Below are 18,155 nucleotides of genomic sequence, written 5' to 3'. Positions count from 1 at the left end.
GACGTCACAGGTCCCGGCACGGCCGTCACGGGTCGGCCCAGCCTGCGCGCCCAGGCAGCCGTGTTTCGAGCACCGCTGCGCCACCCGGCCTCGACGACGACCACACCCGCACTCAGGCCCGCGACCAGCCGGTTCCGCGCAAGAAACCGATATCGGGCCGGCGTCGTCCCCGGCGAATACTCGCTGATGACCAAGCCGGTGTCGGCGATCCGCCGCAGGAGAACGGCGTGCGCGGCCGGGTAGGCCCGATCCACCCCGCACGCGAGCACGGCGACCGTGGCGCCTCCGACACCGAGCGCCGCGCGGTGTGCAGCGGCATCGACTCCGAACGCCGCTCCCGACACGACGGTCCATCCGTCCGTGGCGAGGTCGCCGGCGATCTCGGCCGTGACGTGCTCTCCGTAACCGCTCGCTGCTCGTGTCCCGACAACGCCGATCGCTCGATCCGCGAGTTCGTCGAGTCTGCGGGTACCCCAGACCCACAGGGCCAGCGGTTGCGCTTCGCTGTCCGTTGCGGTGTCGAGTGTGTCGAAAGCCAGCATCTGCCAAGCGGGCCACTCGTCGTCGTCCGGAGTCACGAGCCGGCCCCCGGCCCGCGCAAGCCGTTCGAGGTCCGTTGCGGCGGTGTCGATATGAGCGCGCGCACCCATCCGCGCCGCGAATTCGGCGCCCGACGATCCGGCGCGGACCATCGCGGCAACCTCGACGACCCCACGCTCTGCGATCGCCGCCGCCAGCGACCGCGACGCTCCCTGCGCGACGGTGGACAGATATGCCCAGGCGAGTCGTCGCTCGTCGACGGCGGTCATCACGTATTCCCCTGCTTCCCTGTTGGATTCGATACCCGATTCGTTCATGCAACGCCCTGGTCCCGGAAGCCGAGCGCGGCCGCGACGTGAACGTCGGTCGGGGTGCTCGCTCCCTCGAGGTCGCAGATCGACCACGCGACACGAAGCGCCCTGTCCGCGCCCCTCGCGGTGATCGCGCCCTTGCGCAGCGCCCATTCGACGGGTTTGAGTGCCGATGCGGGCAATCTGAACTTCTGCCGCAGTGCCGGACCGGGCACTTCCGCGTTGGTGGCCCAGCCGAATTCGTCCCACCGGGCGGCCGCGGCATTACGCGCGTCGGCGACGCGGGTGCGGACATCCTCGGTGTTCTCCCCCGTCTCGCTCATCAGCGCCCCGGTCGCAACGGATTCCATCCGCACCCGCAGGTCCACGCGATCCAGAAGCGGTCCGGACAACCGGCCGAGATAACGTCGGCGCACAGTGGGAGCACATACGCAGTCGGCGTCACGTGCGGGAGCGCACGGGCACGGGTTGGCGGCCAGGATCAACTGGAAACGCGCAGGATAGCGGGCCACACCGTCCCGGCGCGCGATACGCACCTCGCCGTCCTCGAGTGGTGTGCGCAGCGCCTCGAGTGTTTTCGTCCCCATTTCGGCGACTTCGTCGAGAAAGAGTATCCCGCGGTGCGCGCGGCTGACCGCGCCCGGTTTCGCCATTCCGGTTCCGCCCCCGATCAGCGAGCTGACCGACGCCGTGTGGTGCGGGGCGATGAACGGCGGTTCGGTGACCAGCGGCCGATCCGCGGTGAGGGTGCCCGCCACCGAATGGATCGCAGTCACCTCGAGCGCGTGCTGTTCGCTCAAGGCCGGGAGAATTCCCGGAAGCCGCTGCGCCAGCATCGTTTTCCCGATTCCGGGAGGTCCGGTGAGCATCAGGTGGTGCGCACCCGCCGCGGCCACCTCGATTGCGCGCCGCGCCTCGTGCTGCCCGACCACCTCGCTCAGATCGCCGCGCACGGTGCGGGGCGGTGCCGCACGGGCGTCCGGACGTTCGAGCGGACCGTCGCCTTGCAGCCACAGCACCAGTTCGGCGAGGGTCTCGGCTCCGTAGATGCCGATCCCGTCGACGAGAGCCGCTTCGGCCATGGTCGCGGTGGGCACCACGATTCGCGACCAGCCGTGGTTCTTCGCCGTCAGGACAGCGGGGAGCACACCGCGGACCGGGCGCAACCGCCCGTCGAGTGCCAGCTCGCCGATCAGCACCGTCCGGGCGAGCGCCTCCGACGGCACCACATCGGCCGCGTTGAGCACGGCACACGCCAGACCGACGTCGTACACACTGCCGACCTTGGGCAGTGTCGCCGGCGACAGTGCGAGAACCACCTTCGAGTCGGGCCATTTGCCGCCGGAGTTCGAGACGGCCGCCCGGACGCGATCGCGTGATTCCTGGAGAGCGGTGTCGGGCAGGCCGACCATCTTGACCGACGGCAGACCACGGCCGATGTCGGCCTCGATCTCGACCACCTGGCCCTCGACACCGGCGACGGCGACCGACCACGCCCTGCCCAGCGCCATCAGAGCACCTGCCGGAGGTGGGTGACCACAGGGGCGCTGCCCCGTGCCAGCAGAACCGTCACCACATCGACCCGGATGTGCTGCCACCGCCGGGTCTGCCGGGCCAGCCACTGTCCGGCCAGACGCCGGATCCGGTCGGCCTTCGCGGCGGTGACCGCTTCGGCGGGGGTGCCGTACCCGAGACCCGTACGGGTCTTGACCTCGACGAAGACGAGGACCGCGCCGTCTCGCGCGATCAAATCGAGTTCCCCGTACCGGGTGCGCCAATTGCGTTCGAGGATCACCATTCCCGTCGATTCCAAGAACTCGGCGGCCAGGTCCTCCCCCAGCGCCCCCACGTCCTGATTGCGTCCCATCGGCCCGCTCCCTCCTGCGTACACATCACTGTGCGGCAGGAGAAGACGGGCAGGAGCGAGCGAGGACGGAATTTCCGGAATCTGTGGATGAGCGCTCCGGTTGTGGACAACCACTCCGGGAGCCCGTCAGCACACCGGCTTGCTGTCGGAGGCGTGCGCTAGGCTGCCGATCCTCCGGTGGCTATCCGAGCTTGTCGGGCAGCCTCAGTTCGGGTTTGTCGAGCTCTTCGATGTTGACGTCCTTGAAGGTGATCACCCGCACGTGTTTGACGAAGCGCGCGGGTCGGTACATGTCCCACACCCACGCATCGGACATGCGCACCTCGAAATACACCTCGCCGTTGGCGTTGTGCGGCAGCAGTTCGACGGCGTTGGCGAGATAGAACCTGCGCTCGGTCTCCACGACGTAGGCGAATTGACCGACGATGTCCCGGTACTCCCGGTACAGCGAGAGTTCCATCTCGGTTTCGTACTTCTCGAGATCCTCGGCACTCATCGGTCTCGGTGTCCTCCCAGTCTGGTGTGTCCTGACATCATCCCGCATCTGCCTCGTCTACATAGAACCGGCGTCGGAAGGGTTCCCCGCCGAGCGCCGCCGCGACGTTCGCGTACGACCGCCGATGCTCCCGGCACGGGCCGTGCGCCTGCAGTGCCTCCATGTGCGCGGGGGTGCTGTAGCCCTTGTGTATCGCAAAACCGTAGCCCGGAATCGTGCGGTCCATATCCACCATGATCCGATCTCGCGTGACCTTCGCAAGAATGCTGGCCCCCGCGATACACGCGGCGGTGGCATCGCCGCCGATGACCGGCAGCGACGGCACGGGTAATCCGGGGACCCGGAATCCGTCGGTCAGCACATACCCGGGTGCGGCGGCGAGTCCCGCGACCGCACGGCGCATGCCCTCGATGTTCGCGACGTGCACGCCGATCCTGTCGACCTCGGCGGCCGGGACTTCGACGACGCTCCACGCGAGGGCGCGCCGCGTGATCACCGCGTACAGCTCCTCGCGGGTCTTCTCGGTGAGCTTCTTCGAGTCGTCGAGCCGGTCCAGGGACGGGTGCGGCTTGGGCCCGAGCACGCACGCGGCGATCACGAGCGGTCCCGCGCAGGCACCGCGGCCGGCTTCGTCCACTCCGGCGACCGGACCGAGACCACAGCGCACGAGAGCCGATTCCATCGTGCGCAGGCCGGACGACCGACGGATCACAGGACGGGGAGGCCAGTTGCTCACGACGGCAGGATATCCGGGGAGTCGATCGTGCCCCAGCGGCCCGGAGGCAACACGATGAGGCGGGCTTTACCGATGACGTTGTCGAGCGGGATGGCGCCCTGGTGTTCGTCGCCGACGTGATAGCGCGAGTCGGCGGAGTTGCTGCGGTTGTCGCCCATGACCCACACGTGATCATCGGGGACGGTGACGGGCCCGAAGCAGCGCCCGGACTGCACGTCGGTCTCGCAGGTGACCACACCCGGCGTGAACGGGAAGTCCATCTGCACGTACGGCTCGTCGAGAGGCACTCCGTCGACGAGAACCCGGCCCTGGTCGTCGCAGCACTCCACGGTCTGGCCCCCGACGGCAATGACGCGTTTGACGAGGTCGTTCTCGTCCGGCGGGACGAGGCCGACGAGTGAACCGACTTCCTGGATGCCACGGAGCACCACGTTGTCCGAACGCGTGGAGACGTAGCCGGCGGACCAGGAGTCGGGCCCCTTGAACACCACGACGTCACCCGGTCTGGGGTCGGTGAACCGGTAGCTGATCTTCTCGACGACGATGCGGTCGCCGGTGCAACCCGGGCAGCCGTGCAGCGTCGGTTGCATGGACTCGGAGGGAATCAGATACACCCGCGCCACGAAGGTCTGGAGCAGGAAGCTCAGGGCCAGCGCGACCACGATGAGAATCGGCAGCTCACGCCAGAACGACTTTTCCTTCTTGGCCTTCTTGCCGGTCCGGGTTTCGCCGGTATCGTCCGCACCGTCCCTCCTGTGGTGCGCACCGACCGCCCGGTCGGCCCGGCCAAACTGCTCGCTGTGTCGGTTCGCGGCCGGCCCGGCCGGTTCGTGCGGAGAATCTGCCACCGAGAAAGACTAACCCGGCACCGGAACGAATCCGGGCCGGGCTGGTCGAGGCCGTGAGGTCAGCGCGAAAAGATCAGCGCTTTTCCTTGATCTTGGCGGCCTTGCCGCGCAGCTCGCGCAGGTAGTACAGCTTGGCGCGACGCACGTCGCCACGGGTGACGACCTCGATCTTGGCGAGGTTGGGGCTGTGCACCGGGAAGGTACGCTCCACGCCCACGCCGAAGGAGACCTTGCGGACGGTGAAGGTCTCGCGGACGCCGCCGCCCTGACGCCGGATCACGACGCCCTTGAAGACCTGCACGCGCTCCTTCGAGCCTTCGATGACCTTGACGTGCACGTTCAGCGTGTCGCCGGGGCGGAAGGCCGGGATGTCCTCGCGCAGGGACTTGGAGTCCAGAAAGTCCAGGGTGTTCATTCTGTCAATCCTCTTGTTCGCTCGAGCAGAGGAACCTGGCGGCGACCGCCGTGAGGCGGGCTCGACCGGTTCGTGCCCAGATCAGGTAGGCGTGCCCTAACGGGGCAACCCGTCCATTGTGCCAGACGGCACAGGCCGGTGAGAAATCGGCGGCGGCGCGGGATGAATCCGGCGATCGAGTTCGGCTTCCGTCGCGACCCGCGAATGTTCGACGCTGCCCCGCACCGTCTCGAGAGTCGGAGCGCCGGCCACCAGATCCTGAACGAAGATCTTGGCGCGTATCACCGGTCGCCGATAGCGGCGTTCCCGCTCTACCGCGCGTCTCATCTTCCGGGTCTTACCCGTGTACCGCCAGCGTGCCCACGGCGCTCCCGGTCTCGACAATCGGATCGCGCCGATCCACAGGAGGGGGATGACGAAGAGCCCGACGAGGCCGGTCCAGATCTTGCCCTTGGCCAGCACGATCGCGGCAAGAGCAAAGTTGATCAGCGCCGACACCACCAGGATGAGCCGGCCGACCCACTCCCCTGCGTCGTCGAAGTTGCCGTCATCGGTGAGTTCGAAGGGCTGGAGGCCGAGCAGCACCATGCCCGTCACGGCGATGGCGACGAACACCGCGTCCACAGAGACCCTGCCCTGCTCGTCCCAGTAGACGTCGTGCAGGTAGAAGAGCAGCGCGAACTCGTCGAGCGTCAGGGCCGCGCCGACCCCGAACAGGGTGGCGAGGACGGTGCCGGTGACGCGGCTGCCGTCCTCGTAGACCGAGATGAGCGCTCCGCCTGCGATCACCATCAGGACGACCCCGAACACCATGTGGTGCACGTGCAGGCCGCCGGGGGTGATGTTGCCGGGCCACCACCGCACCTGCGCGCGGATCAGCCGGACGCTGACGCGGATGAACACGAACGCCACCACGAACCCCAGCAGGAAGCACAGCAGCGGCAGGCGACCCTCGTCGAGGATCTCCCGCCGCAGCCATTCGGTCATCGCGGTGCCGTCCGCTCGTCCGGTGTCGCCGTGCGCATGTCCACCAGCATCGCAGGCTCGAGCGGGCTACTTGCCGAAACCGGCCCGCCGCAGTGCGTCCGCCATCGAACCGCTCGCCGGAGCGGCGTCGGCGCGGCGTGCTCCACCCTGCTTGGCGCCCGCTTGCTTGGTCCCCGCCTGCTTGGCACCGTCCTGCCGGGCGCCGCTGGGACGACCACCGCTCTGCCCGCCGCTCCGACCGCGCTCACCCTGCTTCGGTCCGCCACGGCGGCCTCCGCCGCGCGCCGGCCGGTTGCCGTCGCCGGAATCCGGAGACGCCGAGGGGAGTTCGTCGTCGAGTCGCAGGGTGAGACCGATCCGTTGCCTCGGGACGTCGACCTCGAGCACTTTGACCTTGACGACCTGACCGGATTTGACGACGTCGTGCGGATCCTTGACGAAGCTGCGCGACATCGCCGACACGTGCACGAGACCGTCCTGGTGCACCCCCACATCGACGAACGCGCCGAACGCGGCGACGTTGGTGACCACACCTTCGAGCACCATGCCGGGCTGCAGATCGGTGACCTTCTCGATTCCCGCGGCGAACGTCGCGGTCTTGAATTCGGGGCGGGGGTCGCGTCCCGGTTTCTCGAGTTCGCTGATGATGTCGGTGACGGTGGGCAGACCGAACTTGTCGTCGACGAACTCCTGTGGTCGCAGCGACCGCAGCGCACCGGTGTTGCCGATCAACTCTCGGACCGCGGTGCCGCTGCGCTCGACGATGCGGCGCACCACCGGGTACGCCTCGGGGTGCACCGCGGACGAATCGAGCGGATCACCACCGTTGGGAATCCGGAGGAACCCGGCGCATTGCTCGAACGCCTTCGGGCCGAGCCTGGCCACGTCCTTGAGGGCGCGCCGTGTGCCGAACGGGCCGTTCTGGTCGCGGTGGGCGACGATGCTCTCTGCGAGTGAAGCCGTGATGCCCGATACCCGCGACAGCAACGGTACCGACGCGGTGTTGACGTCGACACCGACCGCGTTGACCGCATCCTCGACGACAGCGCCGAGCGAGCGCGCCAGCAGGGTTTCGGAGATGTCGTGCTGGTACTGGCCGACGCCGATGGACTTGGGGTCGATCTTGACCAGCTCCGCGAGCGGATCCTGCAGTCGCCGCGCGATCGACACGGCGCCCCGGATCGAGACGTCGAGGTCGGGCAGTTCTTGCGACCCGTAGGCAGAGGCCGAGTACACCGACGCGCCGGCTTCGGACACCACGATCTTCGTCAGGTTCGCCGCTCCCGATTCGGTGATGAGTTCGGTGGCGAGCGCGTCCGTTTCGCGGGAGGCCGTTCCGTTACCGATCGCGATCAGTTCCACGCCGTGCTCGGCGACAAGTTTCGCCAGTGTCGCGAGCGACTGGTCCCACTTGTTGTGCGGCTGGTGCGGGTAGATGGTGGCGTGGTCGACCACTTTGCCGGTGGCGTCGACTACGGCCACCTTGGTGCCGGTGCGGAAACCCGGGTCCAGGCCCATCGTGGGCCGGGTGCCGGCGGGTGCAGCGAGCAGCAGGTCGCGGAGGTTGGCGGCGAACACGTCGACCGCGTCCTTCTCGGCGGACTGCCGCAGCCTCATCCGGGTGTCGATCCCGAGCGACACCTGCAGTTTGGTCCGCCATGCCCACCGGACGGTGTCGAGCAGCCACTTGTCGGCGGGCCGGCCCTCGTCGGCGATCCCGAATCGGGTAGCGATGCGGCCCTCGTAGTACGTCCGTTCACCCGGCTCCGGTTCTTCGATGTCCGGGCTCAGCGACAGGCTGAGCACTTCTTCCTTCTCGCCGCGCAGCACCGCGAGGATGCGGTGGGACGGCAGGTCGGTGAACGGCTCGGAGAACTCGAAATAGTCGGCGAACTTGGCGCCGTCGGCTTCCTTTCCGGGTCGCACAGCCGACTTCAGGCAACCGCGGCTCCACATCGCGTCGCGGAGTTCGCCGACGAGGTCGGGATCTTCCGCGAACCGTTCGACGAGGATCGCGCGGGCACCGTCGAGCTGTTCGGTGGTGTACTGCGCGGGGTCGGTGGTGGGATCGCCGATGAGAGCGTCGGCGACCGGTTCGTGACCGGCCTCGCGAGCGATCTGCGCCTTGGTGCGCCGCTTCGTCTTGTAGGGCAGGTAGATGTCTTCGAGCCGGGCCTTGGTCTCGGCGAGCATGATCTGCCCACGCAGGGTGTCGTCGAGTTTGCCCTGACCATCGATGGATTCGAGGATCGCGACGCGGCGCTCGTCGAGTTCACGGAGATAGCGCAGACGTTCTTCGAGGGTGCGCAGCTGGGCGTCGTCGAGTCCGCCGGTGACCTCCTTGCGGTAGCGCGCGATGAACGGCACTGTCGCGCCGCCGTCGAGCAGGTCCACCGCCGCAGCCACCTGATTCTCGCGGACGTCGAGTTCGTCGGCGATGCGCCGGTTCACGGTGTCGAGTTCGGTGATCACGACGATCGACCCTACCTTTATTCTGCTGTGGTTCCCCGGGCGCCACAGTGTTGTGCGTCCGAGATCCCGCGCGGGGGCGCTCGGTCGCGGTACGTCGCACAATGGAATACAGGAGTATGAGATGACCCCGGGTCGTCGCGGCCGCGCACGGCCGAAAATGGCGTTGCTGTTCGTCGCAGCGACGGTGGTGGCATGCGCGGCGCCCGCCGTTGGTGCGTCGTGCATACCGGCGGGCGCGGGGTCGGGCCTCGCTGTGCAGGCCGCCGCGACATCACCGATCGAGATGTCGGGACTCGGCGAGCGGATCGCCACAGCGACCGAGGCCGCCGCCGAGCGCGGAGCGCACGTCACCTTCGCCGTGCTCGATCGCGACACGGGAGCGCGGACCATAGGTGGTACCGACGAGTCGATCGAGACGGCGTCGGTGGTCAAGCTCTTCATCGCCGACGATGTCCTGTTTCGGGAGGGCCTCGGCGACATCACCCTCACCGCCGAGGACTACGACCTGATCGAGCACATGCTGCGGTCGTCGGACGATTCCGCGGCCGGTCTGCTGTGGGAACGACACGGAGGTCCGGAGATCGTCGACCGGGTGGTCGAGCGGCACTCCCTCACGGGAACCACCGCGCCGGCGAACGGCTGGTGGAACACCACGACGACCGCCTCCGACCTGCTCACCTGGTACGACGCTCTGCTCAGCGGCGACAGCGGTCTCGACGACGAGGCAACCGCCCGCCTCGTCGGGCACCTGATGAATTTCACTCCGGCCGGTACGGACGGGTACGACCAGCGCTTCGGGCTACCGGACGGGTTGCCCGCGGCCACCGATCCCGGTGTCAAGCAGGGATGGATGTGCTGCCTCGACGAGCAGTGGATCCACCTTTCCACCGGGTTCTTCGGCGAGGATCACCGCTATGTGGTGGCCGTGTTGTCGCGTGAAGCCGTGACGTACGGGGAGGATTCCGGACGGGAGGAGTGGTTCCTGCCCGATACCGCATTGCACGACGTCACCGGCGACGAGAGCGCACAGCACGCCCGCGACACGATGACCGCTGTGGTGGAGGCGGTGTTCGGCGGTACCGCCGACGAGTGAGCGGCCCGGTCAGTCGGGAGCGAATTCGTTGCCCGGCAACAGGTCCGGTCGACGTTCCCGAGTGCGGATCAGCGACTGCTCGCGGCGCCACTGCTCCACCTTGCCGTGGTCTCCCGACAGCAGAACAGCCGGCACGTCGAGGTCGCGCCACGTGGCGGGACGGGTGTAACTCGGGCCTTCGAGCAAACCGTCCGAGAACGAATCCTCTTGGTGGGATTGCTGATTGCCGAGTACGCCGGGAAGCAGCCGGACGACGGCCTCGACCATGACGAGCACCGCGACCTCACCACCGATGAGAACGTAGTCACCGATGCTGACCTCTTCGACACGCACGCGACGGGCGGCGTCGTCGAAGACCCGCTGATCGATGCCCTCGTATCGACCGCACGCGAACACGATGCGCTTCTCGGCCGACCAACGTTGCGCGGTGGCCTGGTCGAATCGGCGACCGGCCGGGGTGGGCACGACGAGCAAGGTCTCGGGATCGGTGTGGCCGTCGGGTTCGGACAGGACGTCGTCGAGAGCCGGACCCCACACGGTCGGTTTCATGACCATCCCGGGACCGCCACCGTACGGCGAGTCGTCGACCGCCTTGTGCACGTCGTGCGTCCAGTCGCGCAGATTGTGGACATGCACGGAGATCAGTCCCTTGTCGATGGCCTTGCCGAGCAGCGCAGCACGCAGCGGCTCGAGGTATTCGGGGAAGATGGTGACGACGTCGAGCCGCACGGACTACTTGTCTCCCTTATCGTTTCCCGATTTCACCGGCTTCGGCGGCTTCGGCGGCTCACCGAAATCGGGGTCGAGAAGCCCCTCGGGCGGGTCGATCTCGATGATCCCGTCGGCGACCGACACGGTCGGCACGATGTCGGTGACGAACGGGACGAGCAACTCGGCGCGCTCCGATTCCGCACGACGGATCGCGAGCAGTTCGCCCGCGGCCGTGTGCAGCACCTCACGGACTGTGCCGACCTCGGTTCCGCCGTCCGGCCTGCCGGCGACGATCCGAACCGTGAGCCCCTCGAGTTCGTGGTCGTAGAACTCGTCGGGGTCGTCGGAGGGCGGAAGTTCGGCACTGTCGACGAGGAACAGCACACCACGCATGGCGTCCGCGGCGGACCGATCGTCGACACCTTCGAGGCGCAGCAGAAGCCGCCCGGAATGTTCCCGGGCGGCTTCTACCGTGTAGCTCTTCAGATCCTGCTCGCGGGGCTTGCGGCCACGCAGCACGGCACCGACGGCGAAACGCTCATCGGGTTCGTCGGTGCGAACCTCGACGACCAGTTCACCCTTGATGCCGTGCGCTTTGGCCACACGACCGACCACGAGCTCCACTGCGACGCGCCTACTGATCGGTGTCGACGACGTCGACCCGGATCCCCCGGCCACCGATACCGGTGACGAGGGTGCGCAGCGCGGTCGCGGTGCGACCACCGCGGCCGATGACCTTGCCGAGGTCCTCGGGATTGACGTGGACTTCGACGGTGCGTCCCCGACGGCCGGTCATCAGCTCGACACGCACGTCGTCGGGATTGGCGACGATTCCACGAACGAGATGCTCGACGGCATCGGCGACAACGGCACTCATTACTCGGCAGCCTCGGTGGACTCGGCGGGAGCCTCGACAGCCTCTTCCTTCGCTGCCTTCTTCTTCTTGGGCGTGATGGCCTCGGCGGCCGGCTCGTTCTCGGCCTGCGCGAGGGCGGCCTGGAACAGCTCGAGCTTGGACGGCTTGGCTTCCTTCACGCGAAGGGTGCCTTCGGTGCCGGGCAGGCCCTTGAACTTCTGCCAGTCACCGGTGATCTTGAGCAGGTTCAGAACCGGCTCGGTCGGCTGCGCGCCGACATTCAGCCAGTACTGCGCACGCTCGGAGTCGACCTCGATGAGCGAGGGCTCCTCCTTGGGGTGGTACTTGCCGATGGTCTCGATCGCCCGACCGTTGCGGCGAGTGCGCGAGTCCGCAATCACGATGCGGTACTGCGGGTTACGGATCTTGCCGAGACGGGTGAGCTTGATCTTGACAGCCACTGCTGTTCTCCTTCGGGCGCGCGAGGGCGCTTGTCACGTGCAATTCGGACGGCGCGCCCTTCTGGCACGCCCGGTTTTGCCTCTATCCTGTGACCGTCGCGCGGTACGTAACCGGATGCGACGACAGCGGTCCATTCTGCCAGATCCCCGAGCCAGGACGAAACCGGCCATTGCGGGATCTAGTTCTTGGGCAGCTTGAGCTTCGACAGGTCGAAGCCCTCGAGACCCGGGGGCAGCTCGTCGAGGCCCTTGGGCATCTTGGACAGGTCCGGCATCCCGCCCATGCCCGGGAATCCGGCGGGCATCCCGCCGGGCAGACCGCCCTTGACCCTCGGTGGAGTCGGACCGCGACCGCCCTTCTTGCCTTTCTTGCCCTTCTTCGAGCGCTGCTGCTTACGCGCTCCGGGCATACCCATCTGTCCGGCCATCGCCGCCATCATCTTGCGGGCCTCGAAGAACCGGTCGACGAGCTGGTTGACGTCGGACACCTTCACACCCGAGCCGTTGGCGATCCGGAGCCGGCGCGACCCGTTGATGATCTTGGGGTTGGCCCGCTCGGCCGGAGTCATGCCGCGGATGATCGCCTGGATCCGGTCGAGCTGCTTCTCGTCGACACCCGCCAGCGCGTCTTTCATCTGGCCGGCACCGGGGAGCATGCCCAGCAGATTCGCAATGGGGCCCATCTTCCGGACGGCCATCATCTGTTCGAGGAAGTCCTCGAGGGTCAGCTCGCCCGAACCGATCCGGGACGCGGTCTTCTCGGCCTGCTCGGCGTCGAAGACCTGCTCGGCCTGCTCGATCAGGGTGAGCACATCGCCCATGCCGAGAATGCGGCTGGCCATCCGCTCGGGGTGGAAGACGTCGAAGTCCTCGAGCTTCTCGCCCGTGGATGCGAACAGGATCGGCTGGCCGGTGAGTTCTCGGACGCTGAGCGCCGCACCACCGCGAGCGTCACCGTCGAGCTTGGTGAGCACGACACCGGTGAAACCGACGCCCTCCCGGAACGCTTCGGCCGTGCTCACTGCGTCCTGGCCGATCATCGCGTCGAGGACGAACAAGGTCTCGTCGGGCTGCACGGCGTCGCGGATGCCCGCGGCCTGCGCCATCAGCGCCTCGTCGATACCCAGACGACCGGCGGTGTCGACGATGACCACGTCGTACTGCTTGTTCTTCGCCTCGGCGATGCCCTGCTGCGCGACCTCGATGGGGTCGGCGGCCGTGACACCGAGCGCGTTCTCGCCACCACCGATCGAAGTGCCGGGATGCGGCGCGAACACCGTCACGCCGGCCCGTTCACCGACCACCTGCAACTGGGTGACGGCGCCCGGGCGCTGAAGGTCGCAGGCCACGAGCATCGGAGTATGCCCCTGCCCGGCGAGCCACTTCGCCAGCTTGCCGGCCAGGGTCGTCTTGCCGGCGCCCTGCAGGCCGGCGAGCATGATCACCGTCGGCGGGTTCTTCGCGAACCGCAGTCGCCGGGTCTCGCCGCCGAGAATGCCGACGAGTTCCTCGTTGACGATCTTGACGACCTGCTGTGCCGGATTGAGCGCGCCGTGGACCTCGGCGCCCTTGGCGCGTTCCTTGATCTTCTTGATGAACGAGCGCACCACAGGCAACGCGACGTCGGCCTCGAGCAGGGCCAGCCGGATCTCACGGCAGGTGGCGTCGATGTCGGCGTCGGACAAGCGCCCCTTGCCGCGCAGGTCCTTCAGGACCCCTGTCAACCTGTCGGAAAGGGATTCGAACACCGAATGCGCTCCTGGGTTCTGACGAAGATGCGGACAGTTCTGCAAACCAGGGTAGCCGCTCGCGCCCGTCGCGCATCGAGGGTGGCCGCCCGACACGGCCGAGCGGCCACCGTCGTTCACGCCGTGTCGGCGGGTTTCTCCGGTTCGGTGGCGGGCAGCACCGCGAGCAGCGCCTGTTCGAGACGTTCCCGCGCGGCCTTGGTGTCGGCGCCTCTCGGGTCGACACAGAAAGCGTCGACGACGGTCGTTCCGAGAGTCGTCACCCGCGCCCACCGCACGTCTGCCCCGGCCCGCTCGAAGGCGTCGGCGAGCCGGCACAGCAACCCGATCCGGTCCTCGGCGCGCAGCTCGAGCAGGACCTGCCCCGGATCGGACGCGTCGAACCAGATCAGTCGCGGGGGTGCCTGCGAGTAGGTTCCGGGCACGGCCTGCTCGGGACGTTCCGGCAGCCTTCCCTCACGAGCGGCCCGGTCCTTCGCGTCGAGCTCGGCGAGTAGATCGAGGTCGCCCGACCGCGCCCGCATCAGCTCCTGCCGCAACAACTCGGCGGCCGGTGGCGCCCCGAACCGCGGAATCACCACGAACGTGTTGACGGTGTTGCCGGCGTACGAGCCGATCGACGCCGACAACACGCGCAGGCCGTGCAACGCCAGTACTCCCGCGGTATCGGCGAGGACTCCCGGTTCGTCCGGTGCCACCACAGTCGCATTCAGGCTGCGCCCGTCGTCCCTCGGCTCGAGCGCCACGTGCACCACCCCGGCGGACGCGACACGAGCCAGCTCCGGATCGATCGGATCCGGATGCGGAAGCTCCTCACCGGCCATCATCATCCGGCAGCGACGGACCAGCTCCCGGATGAGCGACGCCTTCCAGTCCCCCCACACGCCGGGGCCGGTGGCCAGCGAATCGGCCTCCGCGAGCGCGTGCAGGAGCTCGAGGAGGAGCGGGTCGCCTCCGAGGGTGTCGACGACCGCGGCGACGGTGTCCGGATCATCCAGGTCGCGTCGGGTCGCGGTGTGCGGCAACAGCAGATGATGACGCACCATCGCCGTGAGCAACGCCAGGTCGGACGGCCACATGCCCATTCGGCGACCGATCCGGGTCGCGATTTCCGCACCGACCACGCTGTGATCGCCCCCGCGCCCCTTGCCGATGTCGTGCAGAAGCGCACCGAGCACGAGCAGGTCCGGCCGGGCGACGCGCGTGGTGAGCTCGCTCGCATACACCGCCGTTTCCACGAGATGACGGTCCACCGTCCACATGTGGACGGCATCGCGCGGAGGCAGATCCCGCACCGCGCCCCATTCGGGGAGCAGACGACCCCACAGCCCGGTGCGATCGAGCGCCTCGATGACATCGACGGCGCGACGCCCCGAACCGAGGAGCACGAGAAGATCGTTCAATGCCGCCCGCGGCCACGGTTCGCGCAGTTCGGGGGCGTTGTCCGCCAGTCTCGTCAACGTGGCCGCGGAAATCGGGAGACCGGCCTGCGCGGCGGCGGCCGCCACCCGGGTGATCAGACCCGGGTCCCGGCGCGGATGCGCGTCCCGGGCGAGGGCGACCTCTCCCCCGTGCTCGACGACACCCTCGTCCAGAGGCCGGCGTACCGGCCCCCGCCGCAGGCGCGACAAACCTCTGCGCGGCAGCGAATTGCCGGCGGTGCGGATGCCGACCTCCACCGAGTAACTGACGGTGCGCGCCGATTCGGTGAGCACCCGTGCGAGATCGAACCGATCACCGATCCGCAGAGCCGCACCGATCTCGTCGGCGTCCTGCGCTCGCAACTGGTCGCGGGGGCGACGTGCGACGCGATGCAACTCCGTCCGCACGTCGAGAAGCCTGCGGTGCGCCGCGGCGAGGCCGCCCCCGGGGACCTCGGGCCCGAGGCCCGGCATGCCGTCGGTGAGCTGCGCGACGGACAGCGCGTTGAGCAGCTGTACGTCCCGCAGCCCGCCGCGACCGCTCTTGAGATCCGGTTCCGCTCGGTGCGCGATCTGACCGTTGCGCTGCCAGCGGGTCTCGGTCATGTCGATGAGTTCGTCGAATCGGTTCCGGATTCCGGTGCGCCACTGCCGGCGAACACCGCCGACGAGCAGGTTGCTGAGTTCGATGTCCCCGGCGATGTGGCGCGCCTCGAGCATGCCGAGCGCCGCGGTCAGGTCGTGCGCTGCGACCTGCAGCGCCTGCGGAACGGTGCGGACGCTGTGGTCGAGCTTGATGTGGGCGTCCCACAGCGGGTACCAGAGGCGGTCGGCCACCGACGACACGATCGCGGGATCCATGTCGTCGTGCAGCAGGATCAGATCGAGATCGGAGTACGGCAGCATCTCGCGCCGGCCGAGGCCCCCGACCGCCACGATCGCGAATCCGCAGTCGTGCCTGATACCGAGCTCGGCACCTTTCGTGGCGAGCCAGAACTCGTGCAGGTCGACGAGGGCATGTCGCAGGCTGACGGTGTCGAGGCGACGATTGCGACCGGCACCGGAGAGAAGTTGGTCGCGGGCGAGCGCCAGATCGACGGCGGCACCGCCGGAGATGTCCGATCGGCCGGATTTCTGTCCGGAAGACACCGAGGGCCCCGGTCCCGCCGAGTGGGCGGGGCCAGGGCCTCGAGTTCCGGACCCCTGGGGGTCAGAGTGCATCCGTGCCTCGTTCTCCGGTGCGTACCCGGATCACCCCCTCCACGGGAGTCACCCAGACCTTGCCGTCACCGATCTTGCCCGTGCGGGAAGCCTCCACGATCGTCTCGACGACCTTGTCCACAGCAGAATCGTCCACGACGACCTCGACACGGACCTTCGGTACGAAATCGACGGAGTACTCGGCGCCGCGGTAGACCTCGGTGTGTCCCTTCTGCCGGCCGTAACCCTGCACTTCGCTGACGGTCATCCCCAGCACACCTGCCTGTTCGAGACCGGCCTTGACGTCTTCGAGGGTGAACGGCTTGACGATTGCCGTGATCAGCTTCATTTCCTCATCCTTCCGAGTGCCCACTGGCCGTTGTCATCACTGCCCACTGTTTCCGGTGTTGTAACCCGTGGCCTTCTCACTTGAGAGCCGTGGCGAAATCGTATGCGGATTCCGCATGCTCGGCTTCGTCGATGCCGCGGGCCTCCTCCTCTTCGGTCACGCGCCAGCCCATCGGCCGGAGCGCGAACGCGATCACAGCGGTGACAATTCCGGTGAACACCAGTGCGGCGAGCGCGATCAGGATCTGGACGACCAACTGCTTGTAGTCGCCACCGTAGAACAATCCGGTCTCGGTGCCGAGGAAACCGATCGCAACGGTGCCCCACAGGCCGGACACGAGGTGCACGCCGACCACGTCGAGCGAGTCGTCGTAACCGAACTTGTACTTGAGACCGACCGCGAGGGCGGACAGGATGCCGGCGACGACACCGAGGGCGATCGAACCGACCGGGCTCAGCGAACCGGCTGCGGGGGTGATCGCGACCAGGCCGGCGACCGCACCCGACGCGGCACCGAGGCTCGTGCCCTTGCCGTCGCGGATGCGCTCGGTGAGGAGCCAGCCCAGGATCGCGGAGGCGGTGGAGGTGGTGGTGTTGACCCAGGCCAGACCGGCGACACCGTCTGCGGCGAAGGCGGAACCGGCGTTGAAACCGAACCAGCCGAACCACAGCAGAGCGGCACCGAGCATCACGAACGGCAGGTTGTGCGGCCGGAAGGCGGTCTTGCCGAAGCCGGTGCGCTTTCCGATGATGAGCGCGAGCACGAAGGCCGCGACACCGGCGTTGATGTGCACCACGGTGCCGCCCGCGAAGTCGATCGGCGCCACCGCGGCGACCAGCCCGCCGACACCGTCCTCCACGGTGCCGAAGAGCTTCGCGGCGAGACCGTCCTCGGAGCCGGACAGCAGACCGCCACCCCAGACCATGTGGGCGAGCGGGAAGTACGCGAGGGTGACCCACACACCGGCGAACACCATCCAGGTGCCGAACTTCACGCGCTCGGACAGAGCACCGCTGATCAGCGCGGTGGTGATGATCGCGAACGTCACCTGGAACCCGATGTCGATGATCTGCGGGTAGTTACCCAGTCCGGGCAGGAAACCGCCCTCGTCGTCGTAGATCGCGCCCTGGAGGCCGAACATCTCGAACGGGTTCGCGAAGATTCCGCCGACGCTCTCCGTGCCGTAGGACATCGACCAGCCCCACAACACGTAGATGACGGCGATCACGGCCATTGCACCGAACGACATCATCATCATGTTCAGGACGGACTTGGCGCGCGACATGCCACCGTAGAAGAACGCCAGACCCGGGGTCATCAACAGCACGAGCGATGCCGCCATGAGCATCCATGCCGCGTCGCCGGTGTTCACCACTTCCTCCACTTGCAACCTCCCTGTAGGTCGCGCCGGTCAGCGCGTCGTTGGGGAAAGCTTGCTGCGGAGATGTTTCGGCGGAGGCGCCGCCGCGTTTCGTCGGAGTGAACGAAAAACCGGTCTGTGTTTCGTCCCTGTTTCGGACCGCCGGAGTGTCGCTCGGCCCGCTGTCGAGGCCGAGCGGGACGGAGTTTTCAGCCGAGGAGTGCGTCCACGAACGCTCCGGGTTCGAAGGGTGCGAGGTCGTCGGCGCCCTCACCGAGCCCGAC

The 18,155-nt window shown here is 67.8% G+C and carries 18 protein-coding genes; 1 reads left to right on the top strand and 17 read right to left on the bottom strand.

The features are described from left to right. The 9 genes from dprA to Q8814_RS16955 all read right to left on the bottom strand — a co-directional run. On the bottom strand, window positions 1-809 hold an 809-nt coding region (dprA, locus tag Q8814_RS16995), incomplete at its 3' end, for a DNA-processing protein DprA (protein ID WP_330153187.1). 44 nt (window positions 810-853) lie between these two features. Continuing rightward, on the bottom strand, window positions 854-2,362 hold the full coding sequence (locus Q8814_RS16990) for a YifB family Mg chelatase-like AAA ATPase (RefSeq protein ID WP_330153186.1): 1,509 nt from the start codon (window positions 2,360-2,362) through the stop codon (window positions 854-856). Further along, window positions 2,362-2,718 carry a YraN family protein gene (locus tag Q8814_RS16985; RefSeq protein WP_330153185.1) on the bottom strand — a complete coding sequence of 119 codons (357 nt, stop codon included), beginning with the start codon at window positions 2,716-2,718 and terminating at the stop codon, window positions 2,362-2,364. Before Q8814_RS16985 ends, Q8814_RS16990 begins: the two co-directional genes overlap by 1 nt. A 181-nt stretch (window positions 2,719-2,899) precedes the next feature. Continuing rightward, window positions 2,900-3,214 (bottom strand): DUF2469 domain-containing protein, encoded by a 315-nt coding sequence (locus tag Q8814_RS16980; RefSeq protein WP_006550963.1) that lies wholly within the window; start codon window positions 3,212-3,214, stop codon window positions 2,900-2,902. A 37-nt stretch (window positions 3,215-3,251) separates the two neighbouring features. Next, window positions 3,252-3,950, bottom strand: a complete 699-nt coding sequence (locus Q8814_RS16975; protein WP_330153184.1) for a ribonuclease HII — start codon at window positions 3,948-3,950, stop codon at window positions 3,252-3,254. Further along, window positions 3,947-4,798 carry a signal peptidase I gene (lepB, locus tag Q8814_RS16970; protein WP_330153183.1) on the bottom strand — a complete coding sequence of 284 codons (852 nt, stop codon included), beginning with the start codon at window positions 4,796-4,798 and terminating at the stop codon, window positions 3,947-3,949. Before lepB ends, Q8814_RS16975 begins: the two co-directional genes overlap by 4 nt. A 73-nt stretch (window positions 4,799-4,871) precedes the next feature. After that, entirely contained in the window at window positions 4,872-5,213 is a 342-nt protein-coding gene (rplS, locus tag Q8814_RS16965) for a 50S ribosomal protein L19 (RefSeq protein ID WP_330153182.1), read from the bottom strand. A gap of 96 nt (window positions 5,214-5,309) precedes the next feature. Next, window positions 5,310-6,200, bottom strand: a complete 891-nt coding sequence (locus Q8814_RS16960) for a hypothetical protein (RefSeq protein WP_330153181.1) — start codon at window positions 6,198-6,200, stop codon at window positions 5,310-5,312. 66 nt (window positions 6,201-6,266) lie between these two features. Further along, window positions 6,267-8,672 (bottom strand): Tex family protein, encoded by a 2,406-nt coding sequence (locus tag Q8814_RS16955; RefSeq protein WP_330153180.1) that lies wholly within the window; start codon window positions 8,670-8,672, stop codon window positions 6,267-6,269. 121 nt (window positions 8,673-8,793) lie between these two features. Between Q8814_RS16955 and Q8814_RS16950 the strand changes: the two genes are divergently transcribed. Continuing rightward, complete coding sequence (locus Q8814_RS16950) at window positions 8,794-9,765, top strand: serine hydrolase (RefSeq protein ID WP_330153179.1); 972 nt, start codon at window positions 8,794-8,796, stop codon at window positions 9,763-9,765. A 9-nt stretch (window positions 9,766-9,774) separates the two neighbouring features. On the opposite strand, the gene trmD is transcribed toward Q8814_RS16950, so the two are convergent. The 8 genes from trmD to Q8814_RS16910 form a co-directional block, all read right to left on the bottom strand. Continuing rightward, complete coding sequence (gene trmD, locus Q8814_RS16945) at window positions 9,775-10,494, bottom strand: tRNA (guanosine(37)-N1)-methyltransferase TrmD (protein ID WP_330153178.1); 720 nt, start codon at window positions 10,492-10,494, stop codon at window positions 9,775-9,777. 3 nt (window positions 10,495-10,497) lie between these two features. Then, window positions 10,498-11,100: a ribosome maturation factor RimM gene (gene rimM / locus Q8814_RS16940; protein ID WP_330153177.1), complete on the bottom strand. Its 603-nt coding sequence runs from the start codon at window positions 11,098-11,100 to the stop codon at window positions 10,498-10,500. Between the two features lie 10 nt (window positions 11,101-11,110). Next, window positions 11,111-11,353: an RNA-binding protein gene (locus Q8814_RS16935; RefSeq protein ID WP_330153176.1), complete on the bottom strand. Its 243-nt coding sequence runs from the start codon at window positions 11,351-11,353 to the stop codon at window positions 11,111-11,113. Further along, on the bottom strand, window positions 11,353-11,793 hold the full coding sequence (rpsP, locus tag Q8814_RS16930) for a 30S ribosomal protein S16 (RefSeq protein WP_330153175.1): 441 nt from the start codon (window positions 11,791-11,793) through the stop codon (window positions 11,353-11,355). The genes Q8814_RS16935 and rpsP overlap by 1 nt, the downstream gene beginning before the upstream one ends. A gap of 179 nt (window positions 11,794-11,972) precedes the next feature. After that, on the bottom strand, window positions 11,973-13,541 hold the full coding sequence (gene ffh / locus Q8814_RS16925) for a signal recognition particle protein (protein WP_330153174.1): 1,569 nt from the start codon (window positions 13,539-13,541) through the stop codon (window positions 11,973-11,975). Between the two features lie 116 nt (window positions 13,542-13,657). Continuing rightward, window positions 13,658-16,183, bottom strand: a complete 2,526-nt coding sequence (locus Q8814_RS16920; protein WP_330153173.1) for a [protein-PII] uridylyltransferase — start codon at window positions 16,181-16,183, stop codon at window positions 13,658-13,660. Beyond that, on the bottom strand, window positions 16,173-16,511 hold the full coding sequence (locus tag Q8814_RS16915; protein ID WP_330153172.1) for a P-II family nitrogen regulator: 339 nt from the start codon (window positions 16,509-16,511) through the stop codon (window positions 16,173-16,175). Before Q8814_RS16915 ends, Q8814_RS16920 begins: the two co-directional genes overlap by 11 nt. 76 nt (window positions 16,512-16,587) lie before the next feature. Continuing rightward, complete coding sequence (locus Q8814_RS16910; RefSeq protein ID WP_330153171.1) at window positions 16,588-17,895, bottom strand: ammonium transporter; 1,308 nt, start codon at window positions 17,893-17,895, stop codon at window positions 16,588-16,590. Window positions 17,896-18,155 lie beyond the last annotated feature (260 nt).

It is taken from the genome of Rhodococcus chondri, from assembly GCF_036327435.1.
Taxonomy (GTDB): domain Bacteria; phylum Actinomycetota; class Actinomycetes; order Mycobacteriales; family Mycobacteriaceae; genus Rhodococcus; species Rhodococcus chondri.
The sequence above is the reverse complement of the archived record's forward strand: the minus strand, read 5'-3'. Positions and strand labels throughout refer to the sequence as shown.